Origin of the sequence: Pseudomonas sp. BIGb0381 (genome assembly GCF_024809815.1) — a bacterium.
In the GTDB taxonomy this organism is placed as follows: domain Bacteria; phylum Pseudomonadota; class Gammaproteobacteria; order Pseudomonadales; family Pseudomonadaceae; genus Aquipseudomonas.
In genome coordinates, this window is the sequence record NZ_JANUEN010000012.1 from 197,252 (window position 1) to 215,787 (window position 18,536).

13 protein-coding genes are annotated in these 18,536 nt (G+C 59.2%); 3 read left to right on the forward strand and 10 right to left on the reverse strand.

The features are described from left to right. The first annotated feature begins 30 nt into the window (after nt 1-30). From rpsO to M2397_RS26490, 3 genes are all read left to right on the forward strand, one after another. On the forward strand, nt 31-300 hold the full coding sequence (gene rpsO / locus M2397_RS26480; protein WP_003176135.1) for a 30S ribosomal protein S15: 270 nt from the start codon (nt 31-33) through the stop codon (nt 298-300). A 195-nt stretch (nt 301-495) separates the two neighbouring features. After that, complete coding sequence (gene pnp, locus M2397_RS26485; protein ID WP_027605371.1) at nt 496-2,601, forward strand: polyribonucleotide nucleotidyltransferase; 2,106 nt, start codon at nt 496-498, stop codon at nt 2,599-2,601. A gap of 295 nt (nt 2,602-2,896) precedes the next feature. Beyond that, entirely contained in the window at nt 2,897-3,517 is a 621-nt protein-coding gene (locus M2397_RS26490; protein ID WP_131699407.1) for a BON domain-containing protein, read from the forward strand. A 181-nt stretch (nt 3,518-3,698) separates the two neighbouring features. On the opposite strand, the gene M2397_RS26495 is transcribed toward M2397_RS26490, so the two are convergent. The 10 genes from M2397_RS26495 to M2397_RS26540 all read right to left on the reverse strand — a co-directional run bounded on the left by M2397_RS26495 (nt 3,699) and on the right by M2397_RS26540 (nt 18,522). Further along, nucleotides 3,699-6,632, reverse strand: coding sequence for a DUF748 domain-containing protein (locus M2397_RS26495; protein ID WP_131699408.1), 2,934 nt, complete (start codon nt 6,630-6,632; stop codon nt 3,699-3,701). 87 nt (nt 6,633-6,719) lie between these two features. Further along, nucleotides 6,720-7,736 (reverse strand): class I SAM-dependent rRNA methyltransferase, encoded by a 1,017-nt coding sequence (locus M2397_RS26500; protein ID WP_131699409.1) that lies wholly within the window; start codon nt 7,734-7,736, stop codon nt 6,720-6,722. Between the two features lie 67 nt (nt 7,737-7,803). Next, nucleotides 7,804-8,673, reverse strand: coding sequence for an oxygenase MpaB family protein (locus tag M2397_RS26505; RefSeq protein ID WP_259244749.1), 870 nt, complete (start codon nt 8,671-8,673; stop codon nt 7,804-7,806). A gap of 16 nt (nt 8,674-8,689) precedes the next feature. Further along, complete coding sequence (gene acs / locus M2397_RS26510; RefSeq protein ID WP_259244750.1) at nt 8,690-10,627, reverse strand: acetate--CoA ligase; 1,938 nt, start codon at nt 10,625-10,627, stop codon at nt 8,690-8,692. A gap of 104 nt (nt 10,628-10,731) precedes the next feature. After that, nucleotides 10,732-12,396: a glucose-6-phosphate isomerase gene (pgi, locus tag M2397_RS26515; protein ID WP_090399768.1), complete on the reverse strand. Its 1,665-nt coding sequence runs from the start codon at nt 12,394-12,396 to the stop codon at nt 10,732-10,734. A 214-nt stretch (nt 12,397-12,610) separates the two neighbouring features. Then, nucleotides 12,611-13,471 (reverse strand): pantoate--beta-alanine ligase, encoded by an 861-nt coding sequence (gene panC, locus M2397_RS26520; RefSeq protein WP_145336549.1) that lies wholly within the window; start codon nt 13,469-13,471, stop codon nt 12,611-12,613. Further along, nucleotides 13,468-14,268, reverse strand: coding sequence for a 3-methyl-2-oxobutanoate hydroxymethyltransferase (gene panB, locus M2397_RS26525; protein WP_145336547.1), 801 nt, complete (start codon nt 14,266-14,268; stop codon nt 13,468-13,470). Before panB ends, panC begins: the two co-directional genes overlap by 4 nt. Nucleotides 14,269-14,482: 214 nt before the next feature. After that, on the reverse strand, nt 14,483-14,980 hold the full coding sequence (folK, locus tag M2397_RS26530; RefSeq protein WP_131699414.1) for a 2-amino-4-hydroxy-6-hydroxymethyldihydropteridine diphosphokinase: 498 nt from the start codon (nt 14,978-14,980) through the stop codon (nt 14,483-14,485). A gap of 2 nt (nt 14,981-14,982) precedes the next feature. After that, on the reverse strand, nt 14,983-16,386 hold the full coding sequence (locus M2397_RS26535; protein WP_131699415.1) for a polynucleotide adenylyltransferase PcnB: 1,404 nt from the start codon (nt 16,384-16,386) through the stop codon (nt 14,983-14,985). A 696-nt stretch (nt 16,387-17,082) separates the two neighbouring features. After that, nucleotides 17,083-18,522, reverse strand: a complete 1,440-nt coding sequence (locus tag M2397_RS26540) for a sigma-54 dependent transcriptional regulator (protein WP_131699416.1) — start codon at nt 18,520-18,522, stop codon at nt 17,083-17,085. Nucleotides 18,523-18,536: the final 14 nt, after the last annotated feature.

Consider the following 18,536-nt stretch of genomic DNA (forward strand, 5'->3'; position numbering starts at 1 on the left):
TGGGTGGTTTCCTGAAAAAAGGATTGCCTCATGGCTCTCGACGTTCAAGAAAAAGCACAAATCGTAGCTGACTATCAGCAAGCTGTTGGTGACACTGGTTCGCCAGAAGTGCAAGTTGCACTGCTGACCCACAACATCAACAAGCTGCAAGGTCACTTCAAGGCCAACGGTAAAGATCACCACTCCCGTCGTGGTCTGATCCGCATGGTAAACCAGCGCCGTAAGCTGCTGGACTACCTGAAAGGCAAGGATCTGGGTCGTTATCAGGCTCTGATCGGTCGCCTGGGTCTGCGTCGCTAATCAGCGATTGCGCTAGAGGTTGGTTGTCTGCCGTGTGTCAGTGGGATTCCCACTGGCCCATGGTAGGCTCCCAGCCTCAAGTTTTATCTGGATACACGTTTTACCCCTGGACAAGGGTTGGGCCGATTCCCGACATTGCCCAAGAATTTCGCAAGAAGACAAGTTCCCCAAGAGCCACAAAGAAGGTAGGACACCGTGAACCCGGTTATCAAAAAATTCCAGTTCGGTCAGTCGACCGTTACCCTCGAGACAGGCCGTATCGCCCGTCAAGCCTCCGGCGCAGTGCTGGTTACCGTTGACGACGACGTTACCGTATTGGTGACCGTTGTTGGCGCCAAGCACGCCGACCCAAGCAAAGGCTTCTTCCCTCTTTCTGTCCACTACCAGGAAAAGACTTACGCTGCCGGTAAGATCCCTGGCGGTTTCTTCAAGCGTGAAGGTCGTCCTTCCGAGAAAGAAACCCTGACTTCCCGACTGATCGACCGTCCGATCCGTCCGCTGTTCCCAGAAGGCTTCATGAACGAAGTGCAGGTTGTCTGCACCGTCGTTTCCACCAGCAAGAAGACCGATCCGGACGTCGCTGCGATGATCGGTACCTCGGCTGCCCTGGCCATCTCCGGTATTCCTTTCGATGGCCCGATCGGCGCAGCCCGCGTTGCTTTCCACGAAAGCACCGGTTACCTGCTGAACCCGACTTACGAGCAACTGAAAGCGTCGAGCCTGGACATGGTCGTTGCCGGTACTTCGGAAGCCGTGTTGATGGTTGAATCGGAAGCCAAAGAGCTGACCGAAGACCAGATGCTGGGCGCCGTACTGTTTGCTCACGACGAGTTCCAGGTTGTGATCAACGCTGTTAAAGAATTGGCTGCCGAAGCTGCCAAGCCTACATGGGCCTGGGCTCCGCAAGCTGAAGCCACCGAACTGCTGGGCGCCATCCGTTCCGAGTTCGGCACAGCGATCTCCGACGCCTACACCATCACCGTCAAGGCCGATCGTTACGCTCGCCTGGGTGAGCTGAAGGATCAGGTTGTTGCCAAGCTTTCCGGCGAAGAAGGCCAGCCTTCTTCCAGCGAAGTCAAAGCAGCCTTCGGTGAGATCGAATACCGCACCGTTCGCGAAAACATCGTTAACGGCAAGCCACGTATCGACGGCCGCGACACTCGCACCGTACGCCCGCTGAACATCGAAGTCGGCGTTCTGCCGAAGACTCACGGTTCGGCACTGTTCACCCGTGGCGAAACCCAAGCCCTGGTCGTCGCGACCCTGGGTACTGCCCGTGACGCACAGTTGCTGGATACCCTGGAAGGCGAGAAAAAAGACCCGTTCATGCTGCACTACAACTTCCCTCCGTTCTCGGTGGGCGAGTGTGGTCGCATGGGTGGTGCCGGTCGTCGCGAAATCGGTCACGGCCGTCTGGCCCGTCGCTCGGTCCAGGCCATGCTGCCTGCTGCTGACGTGTTCCCGTACACCATCCGTGTTGTGTCGGAAATCACCGAGTCCAACGGTTCCAGCTCCATGGCTTCGGTCTGCGGTGCTTCCCTGGCTCTGATGGACGCTGGTGTGCCGATGAAGGCACCGGTGGCCGGTATCGCCATGGGCCTGGTTAAAGAAGGCGAGAAGTTCGCCATCCTGACCGACATCCTGGGTGACGAAGACCACCTGGGCGACATGGACTTCAAAGTAGCCGGTACCGCCAAAGGTGTTACCGCGCTGCAGATGGACATCAAGATCAAGGGCATCACCGAAGAGATCATGGAAATCGCCCTGGGCCAAGCCCTGGAAGCGCGCCTGAACATCCTCGGTCAGATGAACCAGATCATTGGTCAGTCCCGTACCGAACTGTCGGAAAATGCTCCGACCATGATCGCGATGAAAATCGACACCGACAAAATCCGTGATGTTATCGGTAAAGGCGGCGCGACCATTCGTGCGATCTGTGAAGAGACCAAGGCTTCGATCGACATCGAAGACGACGGCTCGATCAAGATCTTCGGCGAAACCAAGGAAGCTGCAGAAGCTGCACGTCAGCGCGTCCTGGGCATCACCGCTGAAGCCGAGATCGGCAAGATCTACGTCGGTAAGGTTGAGCGCATCGTCGACTTCGGCGCATTCGTCAACATCCTGCCAGGCAAAGACGGGTTGGTTCACATCTCCATGCTGAGCGACGCTCGCGTTGAGAAAGTGACCGACATTCTGAAAGAAGGCCAGGAAGTGGAAGTGCTGGTATTGGACGTGGACAACCGCGGCCGTATCAAGCTGTCCATCAAGGACGTAGCAGCAGCCAAGGCTTCGGGCGTTTAATTACCCCAGGCTTCACGCTGAAAAAGAGGACTCTTCGGAGTCCTTTTTTTATGCCTGAAGGAAAATGTCGAAAAATCAGACGCTTAGTAAATCCAAGAAACCGCAACTTGCACGCAGGCACGATCGCCTTCATGCAAATTGCACGATTCCGAAATTAGGGGATTTTTATAAGTGCATGATTTTTAAGGATTTAATATGCGTTCGAGACTTGGCACACTGCCTGCAATAACCCTGTTAACGCTGCAGCATCAAGGTTCACACACTGCAGACTTTCAATAAAACAGGAGTTACTCGTATGAAGAAGTTCGCTCTCGCTACTGCCACCGCTCTGACCCTGGCCATGGGTGCTAACGTGGCCTTTGCTCAGACTTCCCAAGCTCCAATGACCCTGGCGGCTGGTGAGGCCACCAAGGCGAAAGAAAGCGTTTCGGATACTTGGATCACCACCAAAGTTAAATCCGATCTGCTGACTGAAAAAGGCATTCCTGGGTCGGACATCAAGGTTGAGACCAACAAAGGTGTGGTTTCCCTGTCTTCGACCGCAGCCATTTCGGACTCGCAGAAAGAAACTGCCGTAGCGATCACCAAGAAAATCAAAGGTGTAACCGCAGTTTCTGCTGACGGCCTGCTGGCTGGCGGCGCTACCAAGGCAGACAACATCGACAAGACCAAAGGCGCAGCGGCTGACGCCAAAGGCGCAACCTCCGATACCTGGATCACCACCAAAGTCAAAGCTGACCTGGTAACCGAGAAAGGCATTCCTGGTACCGACATCAAAGTCGAAACCAACAAGGGTGTAGTTTCCCTGTCCTCTTCGGTCGCTGTGACTGAGGCACAGAAAACGACCGCGGTGAACATCACCAAGAAAATCAAAGGCGTTAAAGCTGTATCGGCCGATGGCCTGAAAGCAGAGTAACGCTCAAGAACTCGTCTGAACTAGCGGCGGCGGCGAGTGAGTTAGATATCCACTCAATGCACCTCTAATTTTCATGCGACCGACCACACGGATGTGGTCATTACAGGCTCCGGCACTTCTGTGTCGGGGCCTGTTCTATTTGGGGCGGGAAATCAGTGCGGTAGCGGCTTGGCGTTGACGCCTACTCGGCGTCCAGATGCATCTGCGTTATCACCCGACCATCTTTCTCTGCCTGGCCCAGTTGCGCGTCAATGAAGTAAACCCGGTCGTCCTCCAGCTGCGCTTTATCTACCAAGTAGTCCTTGATGGTGCTTGCACGGTCCTGGCCCAACTGGCGCAGCAGCACGTCACTGCCACTCCAGAACCTGATGACGCCCTCTTTCAACTTGGCAGAGCGCTCACTGCTGCTCAGGTCCTTCCATTCTGCGGGAGGCTGCTGTTTCAAGCGGGTACGGTAAATACCTTCGAGCAAGGGTGCTTTTTCGCTCTCAGGGACTTCCAGCAAGGACGCCTGGGCCGGGACTTTCTCGCCACGGCGCTGCAGCATTTTGTAGTAGTTGTATTGGTATTCCCGCTCCAGCCGCTGGGCCGCCAGGAATGGGCCGTCGCTGCTAGCTGCGGCCGTGCCTTCGATTTCCAGGCGTAGAGTAGGGCGTTCTTTCAGCGCCTTGGCCAAGGTGTTCAGGGCGCCTTCGGCGTCTTTGTTCAACTCGCTGGAGCCCGCCGCGAACGACACGCTGCCCAGGTCCTCCGCTCCGCCTCCGGTGACCAACCCGCCAATAAACTTGAACGGCGCAGTGGCCGCTCGTACCACCAGATTGCGCAGGGTTTGCCACACAATTGGCATCACGCTGAATTGCGGGTTATTCAGGTCGCCGGATACGGGCAGTTCGATGGAGATCTTGCCATCGCTGTCCTTGAGCAAGGCGATTGCCAGACGAATCGGCAAGTCCACGGCATCGGCGCTGTCGACTTTTTCGCCCAGTTGCAATTGCTCGACCACCACTTTGTTCTCAGCCTTCAACTGGCCCTTGGTGATCACGTAGTGCAGGTCAAGGTTGAGGCGGCCCTTGCGGATGCGGAAGCCGGCGAACTTGCCCGAGTAAGGCGTCAGCGTGGTCAACTCGACACGTTTGAAGCTGGTGGCGATGTCCAACGCCGCCATCGGGTCAAACGGGTTCACGCTGCCTTTGATGGTGACCGGTGCATAACGGTCCACCTTGCCCTTGATGTCAACGCTCGCCGGCTTGGCCTGGCGACTGTCGATGGTGCCGATCTGCCCATTGAGCTGTTGGATCGCAGTGGCGAAGTTGGGGGTGAGGCTGAAGTCGGCGAAGTTGGCCGAACCGTCGTTGATCGCAATCTGCCCGATATGGATACCCAGCGGCTTGTCTTTACTCGGGGCAGGTTTGGCTGACGATTTGGCGCCACTGTCGGTTGGCTGCGGGATCAGCAAGTCGTCGACGTTGGTGGTGCGATCATCGTTGATCATGAACCGCGCATACGGTTGCAGAAGGTTGACCTTGTTGATCGTCAGGCTGTCGCCGTGTTGGTAGTTCACACCCTCCAGCACCAGCCGCTGCCATTTGAGGAAATCGCGGGTCTTGAGGGTGTCCAGGGTGTGCAACTGGTCGACCTGCGCGCGGCCGGTGACCTGCAGCGCCAGGGGATCGGTGCTTTTCAGGTTCACGTCGAGGTCGCTGCCAAGCATGCCACTACGCAGTTCCAGACGGATAAACGGGCTGATATAGGACTGTGCGACTCGCAGGTCGATGTCCCTGGTATTGACCTTCAACCTGGCGCTGACCGGGTTGAGGTTGACCGTGCCGGTCGCCTGGATCTTGCCCTGCTTGCCCAGGCCGGTGTCGACCTTCAGGGTAAAGGGGCTCTGGTTGAGGCTGTCGAAGTTCTGCACGTCGATGTTCAACGGGCCCAGCTCCAGCGCTACCGCTGGTTTGGCCTGACGGTCGGCCAAGTGCACTTGGTAGTTGCGCAGTTGTACATCCTTGAGCAGCACTTGCCAGGGCTTACTTGGGGCGACGGGTGCAGACTTTGGCGAGTCGGCCGTGGCTGGTGCAGTGGCAGGCTCCGGCGCCTTGGCCGGTTTGCTCGGCTGGCTGGCGAACAGTTTTTGCCAGTCCAGTTGCCCATCCGCTTCGCGAGCCGCCCAGGTCTCGAGTTTATTGCTGCGGATCTTGCCGACCACCACCTGCTGTTTGGCCAGGTCCACCGTGGTCTCGCTGACGTCCAAGCGCTCCAAGCGCACCAACGGCCGGCCATCCGGGGCCTTGATAGCGAACGGTGCGATGCTGGCGGCGGTGTTGGTCAGGTTCAGCTCGGTCTCTTTGGCCAGGCTGAACCTGTACTCGGTACTGAAGTTGAGCACGCCGTCTTCCAGCACCAGGGGTAAGGCGTCACGCACGTAAGGCCACCAGGCTTTCATCTTGCCACCGGTGACCTTCAGCGTACCTTCGGAGGTGATCGGCACCAGGCTGAAGTTGCCTTTCCAGTCGATCTGCCCACCTTCAGGGCCGGCGGCCACCAAGGTCATGTCCGCATTGTCTTCCGGCAGGGTGCTGAGGTTCTTCAGCTCGAAGTCGAGCGTGTCGTAGAGGAATTCGATAGGTTCGCTGGGGCGCAAGTCTTGAAAATGCACGTAACCGCCGGCCAGCTTGATGCTGTCGACGCGCAGCGGGAACGGTTTGGCGTCGGGGTTAGCAGGGGTAGGCTCGCTCGGTGGCAGCTTGAACAACTGCGCCAGATTCAGCTGGCCTGATTTGTCGAACAACAACTCGGTCTTGGGCTTGTCCAGTTGCACATCAGCCAGGTGCAGGGCGCGGGTCCACAGGCTATCGACCTGCAGGTTGGCGTAAAGCCGTTCGAAACCTACCTGTTCCTTACCGGGCTCGCCGATCTTCAAGCCCCACACCGTTACTTCCAGGCTGAACGGGTTAAGTTCGATCCGTTCGATGCGCGCTGGCACTGTGGCGTAATTGGCCAACTGTTGGTTGGCAATGCGAAGGGCGATGCCAGGCAAAATCAGAAAGCCCAGCAAGCTGTACAACGCGAGGGCAGTCAACAAGGCGCCAGCGGCGCGAATCAATCCTTTGGGCATGGGGCGGCGCCATCTATGTCAAACAGGAGTGCCTTGGAGTATGGCACGGGTTTTCGGTTCCGAAGAACTGGGCCTTTAGGATGCTTCTTACAGTTGAAGTATCAGAGTCTTCAGCGGTGGCTGGTGGTCCTGTGAGGGAAAGTCCGCGCCTGGCGTCATGATTTTCCAGTCCCGCACCGGACGCCCAGCCTTTTGCGCACAACGCAAAACCTGTTCACGCCAATCCTCCAGGCTGACTTTTGCCAGGTTGTTGCAGCAGATCAGCACACCATTGTCGGCTGTAGCGAGCAGTGCAGGCTTGAGCAGGCTCTGGTAGTCACGCAGCAGGTCGACCGTACCGAAGGCACTCTTGGCCCAGGCAGGCGGGTCGAGCAACACCAGGTCATATTGACGCTGCTCCAGGCGCGGGTAGCTCGGCAGTTTCTGCCCGCGACGTTGGGTGATCGGCAGCCCGGCCAGTTGGCGAATCGCCGGGAAGTAATCCGATTGCACGAACTCCATGGTGGGAAGCTGTGGATTGAGTCGACCGTTTTCACGTCCCACCGCCAGGTTGCCCTCGGCGAAGTCCAGGTTGCATACCTCGCGCGCACCACCGGCAGCGGCGCTCAGGCCCACCCCACAGGTGTAGGCAAACAGGTTCAATACGCTTTTGCCGGCGCTGTGGTCTTTGACCCATCCGCGCGTATTGCGCAGGTCAAGGAACAGCAGCGGGTCCTGGCCAGCGTGGCGCCCACGTACACGGTAATTGAGGCCCCATTCGTGGCCCACCAGGTCTTCCAGCGCGGCAGGTTCTGCGCGGTATACCGAATCTTCGCGATCGACACGCGAGTTGCCGCGGGAGCGGTCGTTGTATACCAGCAGCAACTCGAGGCCCATGTACTGGTTGATCACTTGGTGCAGGTCCAGCAGGTCGGCGGTCTCCAGCGACTGATGGAAGCTTTGCACCAGTAACTGTGGGCCATAGCGGTCGATGGTCAGGCCGCCGGCGCCTTCCTGGCTGCCATGGAACAGCCGATAGCAGTCGGTGCCCTGGGCGTGCAGCTCGTTGATCAGGTCTTGGCGATGATCGAGGGCGGCGCGCAGCGCCTGATTCAAGGGAAACATGGAGCGCGCCTTGCTTAGGTAAATGGGGGAAATAAAGGCGCGGAGTTTAACAGCTATGGCGCGTTGCCTACATCAACCCCATCCGCCGGTGTGCACGCTGCACCGAACCATTGCGCATCGCCCAGCGCAACAACGGCGCGCTGCGCTTGACCCCGGCGCGGATCATCTGGCGTTGCAGCGGGCTCTGGTGCTGATCGAGCAGTGTGCTGGCCCAGTCCGGCAGCAGGTCGATCCCGGCTTGCATCATCAAGGCGCCAAATGGCTTGGCCAGCGTGCTGGGGGAGGGAGCGTTCAGCAACAGGCGCAGCACTTCGCGGCTGCGCTCGTCGCACAGCAATTGCGGGCGGATATTCTCAAGGTAATCGGAAGTTTCGTGCCGTGAATGCGGCACATGCTGCGCGCCCAGCCGTTCTGCGACGACGGCGATCTCGCTGTAGTAACGGTCCTGATCACGGCCAGAGAGGTGCGGGTTGCGATAGCGCAAGTGGGCAGCAAGAAAGTTGCTCACCTCCGCCACATGCACCCAGGTCAGCAGCTCTGGATCGCTGGCCGCGTAAGGCCTCCCGTCCGGGGTATGGCCAACCACCTGCAGGTGAATGGTGCGCACTTTTTCGATCAGCCAGTCGGCGTCTTTGCGCGAGCCGAACGTGGTGCCGGAAATGAACTGTGAGGTCCGCCGCAAACGCCCAAGCATGTCCTGGCGAAAATTCGAATGGTCCCACACGCCAGCCAGGGCCAATGGGTGCAAGGCTTGCAGCATCAAAGCGCTGATGCCGCCGATGAGCATGCTGCTGAAGTCGCCATGGACTTGCCAGCTGACCGAGTCCGGCCCGAACAGGCCTGGATCGCCCTTGGGGTTTTCCAGGTCCAGTTGGCCCAGTGACAAGCCGGTGAGGCTCATCAACTGGGTTTCGATACGGCTGCGGATAAATTCCATGGCGACTCGGGTTTTCCTATCGGTTCAGGCGTTTGTCGATCAGGCCGTCGACGACGCTGGGGTCGGCCAGGGTCGAGGTATCACCCAGGCTATCCAGTTCATTGCAAGCGATCTTGCGCAAAATCCGGCGCATGATCTTACCGGATCGGGTTTTCGGCAAGGCCGGTGCCCATTGGATCAGTTCGGGCTTGGCAAAGCTGCCTATTTCCTTGCTGACCAGTTCCAGCAGGTGTTTTTTCAGCGCATCGCTGGGTTCGACGCCATTCATGGGGGTGACGAAGGCATAGATGCCCTGGCCCTTGACGTCGTGGGGGTAACCCACCACGGCGGCCTCGGCCACCTGGTCATGCAGTACCAGCGCACTTTCTACCTCGGCGGTGCCGATACGGTGGCCGGACACGTTGATCACATCGTCGATACGCCCGGTAATCCAGTAGTCGCCGTCCTCATCGCGACGCGCGCCGTCACCGGTGAAATAGTAGCCGGGGTAGGGTTTGAAATAGGTGTCGACCATACGCTGCGGATCGCCGTAGACGCTGCGAATCTGCCCCGGCCAACTGGCCTTGATCGCCAGTACGCCGCTGCCGGCACCACTGATGACCTTGCCTTGTTCATCCAACAGCACGGGCTGTACGCCAAACATCGGCTGGGTGGCGCAACCTGGTTTGATGCGCTGGGCGCTGACCAGCGGGCTGAGCATGATGCCGCCGGTCTCGGTCTGCCACCAGGTATCGACTATAGGGCAACGCTGTTCGCCCACCGCGTTGAAGTACCAGTCCCAGGCTTCCGGGTTGATCGGCTCACCGACGCTGCCCAGCAGGCGCAGGCTGGCGCGGGAAGTTGTCTCCAGCGGGCCGTGGCCCTCGCGCATCAATGCACGCAAGGCGGTGGGGGCGGTATAGAAGATATTCACCTGATGTTTATCGATGACCTGCCAGAAGCGCGAACTGTCCGGGTAGCTCGGCACACCTTCGAACATCAGCGAGGTGGCGCCATTGGCCAGCGGCCCGTACACGATGTAACTATGACCGGTGACCCAACCCACATCGGCGGTGCACCAGAACACCTCACCGTCGCGGTAATCGAGTACGTACTTGAAGGTCATTGCCGCCTGGAGCAGGTAGCCGCCCGTGGTGTGCAGCACGCCCTTGGGGTTACCGGTGCTGCCGGAGGTGTAGAGGATAAACAGCGGGTCTTCCGCGTCCATCGGTTCGGGAGGGCAATCCTCGCTAGCCGCATCCAGAGCCTGTTGATACTTGAGGTCGCGGCCTTCGCTCCAGTTCACTTGGGCGCCGGTGCGTTGTACGACCAGTACCGAGCTAACGTTGGGGCAACTCGCCAGGGCCTTGTCGACATTCTGTTTCAACGCCACCGGCTTACCACCGCGCACGCCTTCATCGGCAGTGATCACGGTGCGGCAGTCGGCGTCCAGAATGCGGTCGCGCAGGGCGTCCGGTGAGAACCCGCCAAATACCACCGAGTGCACCGCGCCAATCCGTGTGCAAGCCAGCATGGCGTAGGCCGCTTCCGGGATCATCGGCATGTAGATACACACCCGGTCGCCTTTTTTCACACCGCGGCTTTTCAGCACATTGGCCAGGCGGCAGACATTTTGGTGCAGTTGGCGGTAGGTGATTTTGGAAGATTTTGCAGGATCATCACCTTCCCAGATGAAGGCCGGCTGATCGGCGCGTTGCGCCAGGTGACGGTCGATGCAGTTGTAGCTGACGTTTAACTGGCCACCGGCAAACCATTGGGCGGTACCGCTCTTGATGTCTGACTGCTGGACGGTGTGCCACGGTGTTATCCAGTCGAGAAAGCCCTTGGCCTGTTCGGCCCAGAACGTGTCCGGCTGCTCGACGGATTGGCGATAGAGGCGCTGGTAGTCCTCTTGACTGAGTTGCGCAGCCCGGCGGACGGCATCGGCGGTGGGAAACGTGCTGATATCGAACATGAGCGATCCTTATTCTTGTTTTTGCGACAAGTCATAAAGATGCACCCTGTATGGAGAGGGTTCAAGGCCAACGTCCAAACGGACGTTGGCCTTGCGGTACTGCATCAGCCGCGGTGACGACCGCGGAAGTAATTGATCAGGCCTTGGGTCGAAGCGTCTTCGGCCAAGGTTTCTTCGGCGCCGGTGAGGCGATTGTAAACGCCCTTGCCCAGCTCCTTGCCCAGCTCCACGCCCCATTGGTCGAAGGCGTTGATGCCCCAGATCACGCTTTGCACGAACACTTTATGTTCATACATGGCAACCAGGGCGCCCAAGCGACGCGGGCTGATGCGTTCAACCACGAGCGTGTTGCTCGGACGGTTGCCCGGGATCACCTTGTGCGGTGCCAGCTTCTGCACTTCGTCTTCCGGGATGCCCTTGTCGCGCAGCTCGGCTTCGGCTTCGCTGCGGGTCTTGCCGAGCATCAGTGCCTGGCTTTGGGACAGGCAGTTGGCGTACAGCCATTGATGGTGGTCGGACACCGGGTTGAAGCTGACGATCGGCACGATGAAGTCGGCCGGGATCAGTTGGGTACCTTGGTGCAGCAACTGGTGATAAGCATGTTGGCCGTTGCAGCCGACGCCACCCCAGATCACTGGGCCGGTGTCTGTGGACACCGGTTTGCCGTCCTGGCGCACGCTTTTGCCGTTGGATTCCATGTCCAGCTGCTGCAAGTGCTTGGTGATGTTACGCAGGTAGTGGTCGTACGGCAGGATCGCATGGCTCTGCGCACCCCAGAAGTTGCCGTACCACACGCCCAGCAGGCCCAGCAGCACCGGCATGTTCTGTTCGAACGGTGCGTTCTGGAAATGCTGGTCCATGGTGTAGGCACCGGACAGCAGTTCCTTGAAGTTGGACATGCCGATGGCCAGGGCGATTGGCAGGCCGATGGCAGACCACAACGAATAACGGCCACCTACCCAGTCCCACATCGGGAAGATGTTTTCTTCGCGGATACCGAAGGCCACGGCGGCCGCGTTGTTGCTCGACACGGCGATAAAGTGGCGGTACAGCTCGGCTTCCGAGCCACCCTGAGCCAGGTACCAGGCGCGGGCGGCCTGGGCGTTTTTCAGGGTTTCCAGGGTGTTGAAGGATTTCGACGAGACGATAAACAGCGTGGTCTCGGCGCGCAGCTTCATGGTCAGTTCGTGGAACTCACTGCCATCGATATTCGCCAGGTAGTGGCAGCGCACGCCTTTATGGGCGTAGGACAGCAGCGCTTCAGAGACCAGCTCCGGGCCGAGGAACGAGCCACCGATGCCGATGTTCACCACGTCGGTGATCGGCTTCTCGGTGTAGCCACGCCACAGGCCGTCGTGGATGCGGCCGACCAGATCGGTGATCTGGTTCAGCACTTTATGCACGTCCGGCATGATGTTCACGCCGTTGACCGACAGCTTGTCGCCCACAGGGCGGCGCAGAGCGGTGTGCAGGGCAGGGCGGCCTTCGGAAGAGTTGACCGGTTCGCCGGCGTACAGTGCGTCGATCGCGCCTTTAAGGTTGACTTCCTTGGCAAGGCCCACCAGCAGGTCGCGGGTTTCGCTGGTGATCAGGTTTTTCGAGTAATCGAGGAAAAGTCCGCAGCTGCTCAAGGTGAATTGGGAAAAGCGCTGGGGATCGGCATTGAACGCTTCGCGCATGCTGAAATCCTGCATGGCTTGGCGATGTTGATTGAGCGCTTGCCAGGCGGGCAGAGCGGTAACGTCATGAGGGGTGCGGTAGTACGCCATCGCTGCGGGTTTCCTTTTATTACGGGGACTGCCTTTAGGACACTTCAAAGCCCGGAACATCCAGTCTTATCTCAAGGATTGGGTTCCAGACAGCGCTAACCATAGCGCAGGGCGATTACATTAAACCTAGCGTGTCGATATGTCTTGGCTTTGTCTGCGCTGTGGCCGGTACTTTTTTATACCGGCACAGCGATCAGGGCAATCGGCGGGGTGTTCAGAGGGGGCAGTCGAGGTTCAGGTGCAGGTTGTCGATCAGGCGGGTCGTGCCTAGAAAGGCTGCCACCAGAATCACGATATCCCGATCCTCCGCCGTAGCGGTCCGCAGGTGCACGCCCTGGCGCACTTCGAGGTAATCCAGGCGCAACCCGGCCGCCTCTATCTGCTGCACCTGTTCGGCACGCAGTCTGGCGAAGTCGTGATCACCGCTTTTGATGGCTGCGGCAATCTGGCTGAGGCTGCGGTACAGCACCGGTGCGATCGCACGTTCTTCTTCGCTGAGAAAACCGTTACGCGAGGACAATGCCAGGCCATCATCGGCGCGCACGGTGGGCTCGCCAATGATCTGGATCGGCATGTTCAGGTCATGGACCATGGCGCGAATCACGGCCAGTTGCTGGTAGTCCTTCTGGCCAAATACAGCCATGTCCGGCTGGACCATGTTGAACAATTTGCTGACCACCGTCGCCACACCTTCGAAATGCCCGGGACGGCTGGCGCCGCACAAACCTTCGGACAACTGCGGGACGCTGACGCGGGTCTGGCCGGTCATGCCGCCGGGGTACATCTCCTCGACGGTCGGCGCGAACAGCAGGTTGCAGCCGGCCTGCAAGAGCTTTTCCTGGTCGGCGGCCAAGGTGCGAGGGTACTTGTCCAGGTCTTCGCCGGCGCCAAATTGCAGCGGGTTGACGAAAATACTCGCAACGACAAAGTCCGCCTGTTGCACAGCCTTGCTGACCAGGCTGGCATGGCCGCTGTGCAGATTGCCCATGGTGGGCACGAAGCCGATGCGTTTGCCTGCCTTGCGGGCGTGGGCGACGGCGGCTCTGAGTTCGCGTACGGTTTTTACGGTGTTCATGCAGAGAATCCGTGTTCGGCGCCTGGGAAGGTCACGCCTTTGACTTCGGCGACGTAGGCACTCAAGGCGGCGTGGATGCTGTCCTGCCCAGTCATGAAGTTCTTCACGAACTTTGGCACGCGGCCGGTAATCGACAGGCCGAGCATGTCGTGCAGTACCAGCACCTGGCCGTCGGTGGCCGAGCCCGCACCAATGCCGATCACCGGCACCTTAACGGCCTGGGTGATTTCTGCTGCGAGTTCGCTGGGCACGCATTCGAGCAGGATCATCGCAACGCCCGCCTGTTCCAGGGCGATGGCATCGGCACGCATCTGGCGCGCCTGGGCTTCATTGCGGCCTTGTACCTTGTACCCGCCGAGGATGTTCACGGACTGTGGCGTAAGGCCCATATGTGCACAGACTGGCACGCCGCGTTCAGCCAGCAGGCGAATCGACTCGGCGAGCCATACGGCGCCCTCGACTTTGACCATGTGCGCACCGGCACGCATCAGTTTGCCGGCGTTCAGGAAGGTCTGCTCGACGGTGGCGTAATCCATGAAAGGCAGGTCGGCGATGATAAATGCGCCGTCGTTGCCGCGCTTGACGCTGGCGGTGTGGTAGGCCAGTTCATCGGTGGTGACGGGCAGGGTGCTGTCATTCCCTTGAAGGACCATGCCCAGTGAATCGCCCACCAGCAACACTTCAACCCCGGCCTGGCAACTGGCGTGGGCGAAGGTGGCGTCATAGCAGGTCAGCATGGTGATTTTTTCACCTTTGAGCTTGAGGCTCTGCAAGGTGGTCAGGGTAATGTCTGGCATGAAAAGGGTCCTCGTTCAGGCGCTTGGAAACAGCGAGTTACGCGCGTGAGTCTTCGTTTATTCAGGCGCACTGTCTTGAGAGCAGTGCTTATAAGGCCTGGATTGCGCCCTTCAGCGCCGGGTTGGCGGCAGCGGGACGCCTATAGTCGTGAGGAGGACACGGGAAGTCAATTGGATGTGTTACCGCATTGTTACGATGGCGGTGTTACCGCTGTTACTGACGCGATTCAGCAACAGGGAGCCGTTCCAGGCCGACAAACGGGCAGGCTTCAAGCAGGGCGCTGAGGCGTTTGCCATCCGGCAACTGCAATGCGGCAGGCGCCAGCTCGGCCAGTGGATACAGCACAAACGCACGCAGGTGCATCTGGTAGTGAGGCACCTTCAGGCGCGGCTCGTCGATCAGGCGATCGCCAAACAGCAGAATGTCCAGGTCAAGGGTGCGAGGGCCCCAACGTTCCAGGCGCTCGCGGCCTTGGTCGTTTTCGATGGCTTGCAGCGCATCCAGCAACTCAAGTGGCGCAAGGCTGCTGTCCAGGGCGGCAACCGCATTGGTGTAGCGCGGTTGGCCCGGGAGCAGGGAATCACTTTGGTAAAAGGCGGACACACCCGCGACGCAGGTGTCTGGCAATTGCGCCAGCGCTTCGATAGCGCTGCGCAATTGCTGGTCCGGGGCCGCCAGGTTGCTCCCCATGCCGATGTAGATGCGTTCCACGTTTATTCGCCCGCAGCGCCAGAGGCATCCGCCGCACTGCGTTTGCGCTTGGTGCCGCTGCGACGACGCTTTTTCGGACCAGCCCCTTCGCCGTCACCCTTGCTGCCGAGGTCGCGAATCATGTCGCGGCGTTGGCTGTCATTGGCATCCTGATAGTCGGTCCACCATTCGCCCAGGCCGTCGGTCTGCTCACCGGCGCTTTCGCGCAGCAGCAGGAAGTCGTAACCGGCGCGGAAGCGTGGGTTGTCCAGCAGCAGGTCGGCGCGCTTGCCGCTGCGGCGGGGCAGGCGTTCCTGCATGTCCCAGATCTCGCGGATCGGCAGGGTGAAACGTTTCGGGATAGCGATGCGCTGGCACTGTTCGGCGATCAGCTCGTGAGCGGCTTCCTGCATGGCCGGGATAGGCGGCATGCCACGGTCCTGCAGGCGCAGTACGCGTTTGGGCAGGGCCGGCCACAACAGGGCGGCAAACAGGAATGCCGGTGTTACCGGTTTGTTCTGCTTGATGCGCAGGTCGGTGTTGATCAGCGCTTCGCTGATCAACGTGTGGGTATAGGTTGGGTTGTGTTCCAGTGCTTCGGCACTGGCCGGGAACAGTGGGTCGAACAACTGCAGGTCGACCAGCATTTCGAACGTGTCGGCGGCGTAGCCCGAGAGGAACAGCTTGAGCACTTCTTCGAACAGACGCGCGGATGGGATTTCCCGCAGCATCGGTGCCAGCTCGCGTATCGGTGCGGCGGTGTGTTTCTCGATACCGAAGTTGAGCTTGGCGGCGAAGCGCACGGCTCGCAGCATGCGCACCGGATCTTCCTGATAGCGCTGCGTCGGGTCGCCGATCAGGCGGATCAGGTTATTGCGGATGTCGTGTACGCCATTGGCGTAATCGAGGATGCGTTCGCTGACCGGATCGTAATAGAGGGCATTGATGGTGAAGTCGCGGCGCTGCGCGTCCTCTTCCAGGGTGCCGTAGACGTTGTCGCGCAGGATGCGCCCGCTCTCGTTGCGGGAAGACTGATTGGTGTCTTCCTCTTCATCGTTTTGCGGATGGCCGGCACGGAAGGTCGCGACCTCGATGATTTCGCGACCAAAGTGGATGTGCACCAGCTTGAAGCGGCGGCCGATGATTCGCGCATTGCGAAACTCGGCACGCACTTGCTCAGGCGTGGCGCTGGTGGCGACGTCGAAATCCTTGGGCGTGATATTGAGCAGCATGTCGCGTACACAACCACCTACCAGGTAGGCCTGGTAACCGGCGTTCTGCAACCGTTCGACGATATTCACCGCATAACGGCTGAATTGAGCGCGCTGCAACGAATGCTGGCTGCTGTTGAGCACTTCAGGCGTGCTGCGTTTGTGTTGCGTACGACGCAAGGGAGAACGGAATGACTGGAACAACTTCTTCAGCATGGGATGCACTGTTTGAAGGAATGTTCGGCCATAACGAAGAATGACCGCATGATGGGCGGGGATTCTAGCATTTAGTCAGGGGATGGTGTAGGAACAAGCTTCGGCGTTGCACCATAAGCCTTAAATCGTCAAATCCTGGAAACTACAAGGGGAGCCGAAGCTCCCCCAGAAGTAGTTGCATGCTCTATTTTTATTATTGGTTTCGGGCTTCTTGTTTTTGTTGATCGCCCTCGCCATGAAGCTTCACCTTCATGACACTCCCAATCGGGAGTTAAGAGCAAACGGATTGCTTTGGTCGCTGTGTTGCTGATCTACGATCCAACCAGTTCAGGCTCTGCCTTAGGGCAGTTTTTGTTGTTCTCGGCCTGGTTGCGGGGCAAGCCCCAAATGCAACGCCTCTCCAAAAGAATCAGTTAGCTGCGCCTCCGCCGTGTTGTTTTTGTTATGCGTGAGTCGATTCGTTTTATTTTTATTGTCTTGTACAAAGCTTGTTATTGTTTTTGTACTAAGCATATAGCAGGGTGCGTGCCAACTTTTGCTCCGCCCAGTAAAACCGGGGGGTTGAGGTGGTTTTGGGTTTTTGACGGGCGAAAAAAAGCCGGGGCTTCGTTACCGTAAGCCCCGGCTTTTGTTACGCGAAATATCCGCGGTAACAGTTTTTTCACATCTGAGGGTGTTACCTCTGGGGGCCCGCCCTCAGCTTTCGCTGGCAACCCCGGTCTTGCGCCGTGGAATGCCCAGGCGCTGGCGGCGTTCCCACAGGCACTTACGGCTCACGCCCAGCTTGCGGGCCAGCTCGGTCTCGGTCATGTGGTCCTGATGCTCAAGGACGAAATGCTGGAAGTAGTCTTCCAGTGACAAATCTTCCGTCGGCTCATGGCTGGTATTGCTACCGCCGCCCGGTGTCGGGGCCAGGCCGATGAAGTCGTCATCCTCCAAGTCGCTGAGTTCGATATCGATACCCAGCAGTTCGGCAGAAATTTCCGGGCTCTCCGACAGGATCACCGCACGTTCGACCGCATTCTCCAGTTCTCGCACGTTACCCGGCCACGAGTAATGCCGAATCGCCTGCTCGGCGTCGGGCGCGAACGTCAGGTCGGTACGGTTGATACGTGCACTCTGGCGCAGCAGGAATGCGTTGGCGATCTCATTCACGTCGGCGCCGCGCTCACGCAGGGCCGGCAGCTTGAGGGCAATTACGTGCAGGCGGTAATACAAGTCTTCACGGAACTGGCCGATCTTGGCCAGGCTCTTGAGGTCGCGGTGGGTTGCCGCGATCAAGCGCACGTCGACCTTCTGCGATTGGACTGAACCCACACGGCGAATTTCGCCTTCCTGGAGCACGCGCAGCAATCGTGCCTGTGCTTCGAGTGGGAGTTCGCCGATCTCATCAAGAAACAGCGTACCGCCGTCCGCCGCTTCCACCAGGCCCGCACGCCCGGCACTGGCGCCGGTAAACGCGCCTTTTTCGTGGCCGAACAATTCGGACTCAATCAGGGATTCGGGGATCGCTGCGCAGTTCACCGAAATCATCGGTGCCTTGGCGCGCTTGGACAAATTGTGCAGGGCGCGGGCCACCAGTTCTTTACCGGTGCCTGACTCGCCCTGGATCAATACATTGGAGTCGGTCGGCGCGACTTTACGGATCTTGCTGTACAAATCCTGCATTGGCGGGCAGGAGCCGATGATGCCGATCTCGCCGTTACTGTTGTCGACACCCGGTTTGTCGGCGCCGTTGGTCGCTTTGCCGGCGGGACGTTGTTCGGCCTGCACGCTGATGGCTGACTGGCGATCACGCAGGATGCGGGCCACGGCCTGGAGCATTTCATCGTGGTCGAAAGGCTTGGCGATGTAGTCCACCGCGCCCATCTTCATGGAGTCCACCGCCGAGCGCAGGCTGGCGTAGCTGGTCATGATCAGCACCGGAGTGCCCTGGCCAAGCTTGATCAACTCGGTGCCCGGCGCGCCAGGCAGGCGCAGGTCGCTGACAATCAGGTCGAACGTGGGGATGCTGAAACGCTCTTGTGCTTCCTGCACCGAGCCGGCTTCGCTGACCTGGTACTGATTACGTTCAAGCAGGCGACGCAAGGCAGAGCGGATAATGGTTTCGTCTTCGACGATCAAAATGTGCGGCATTGATTCAATTCTCT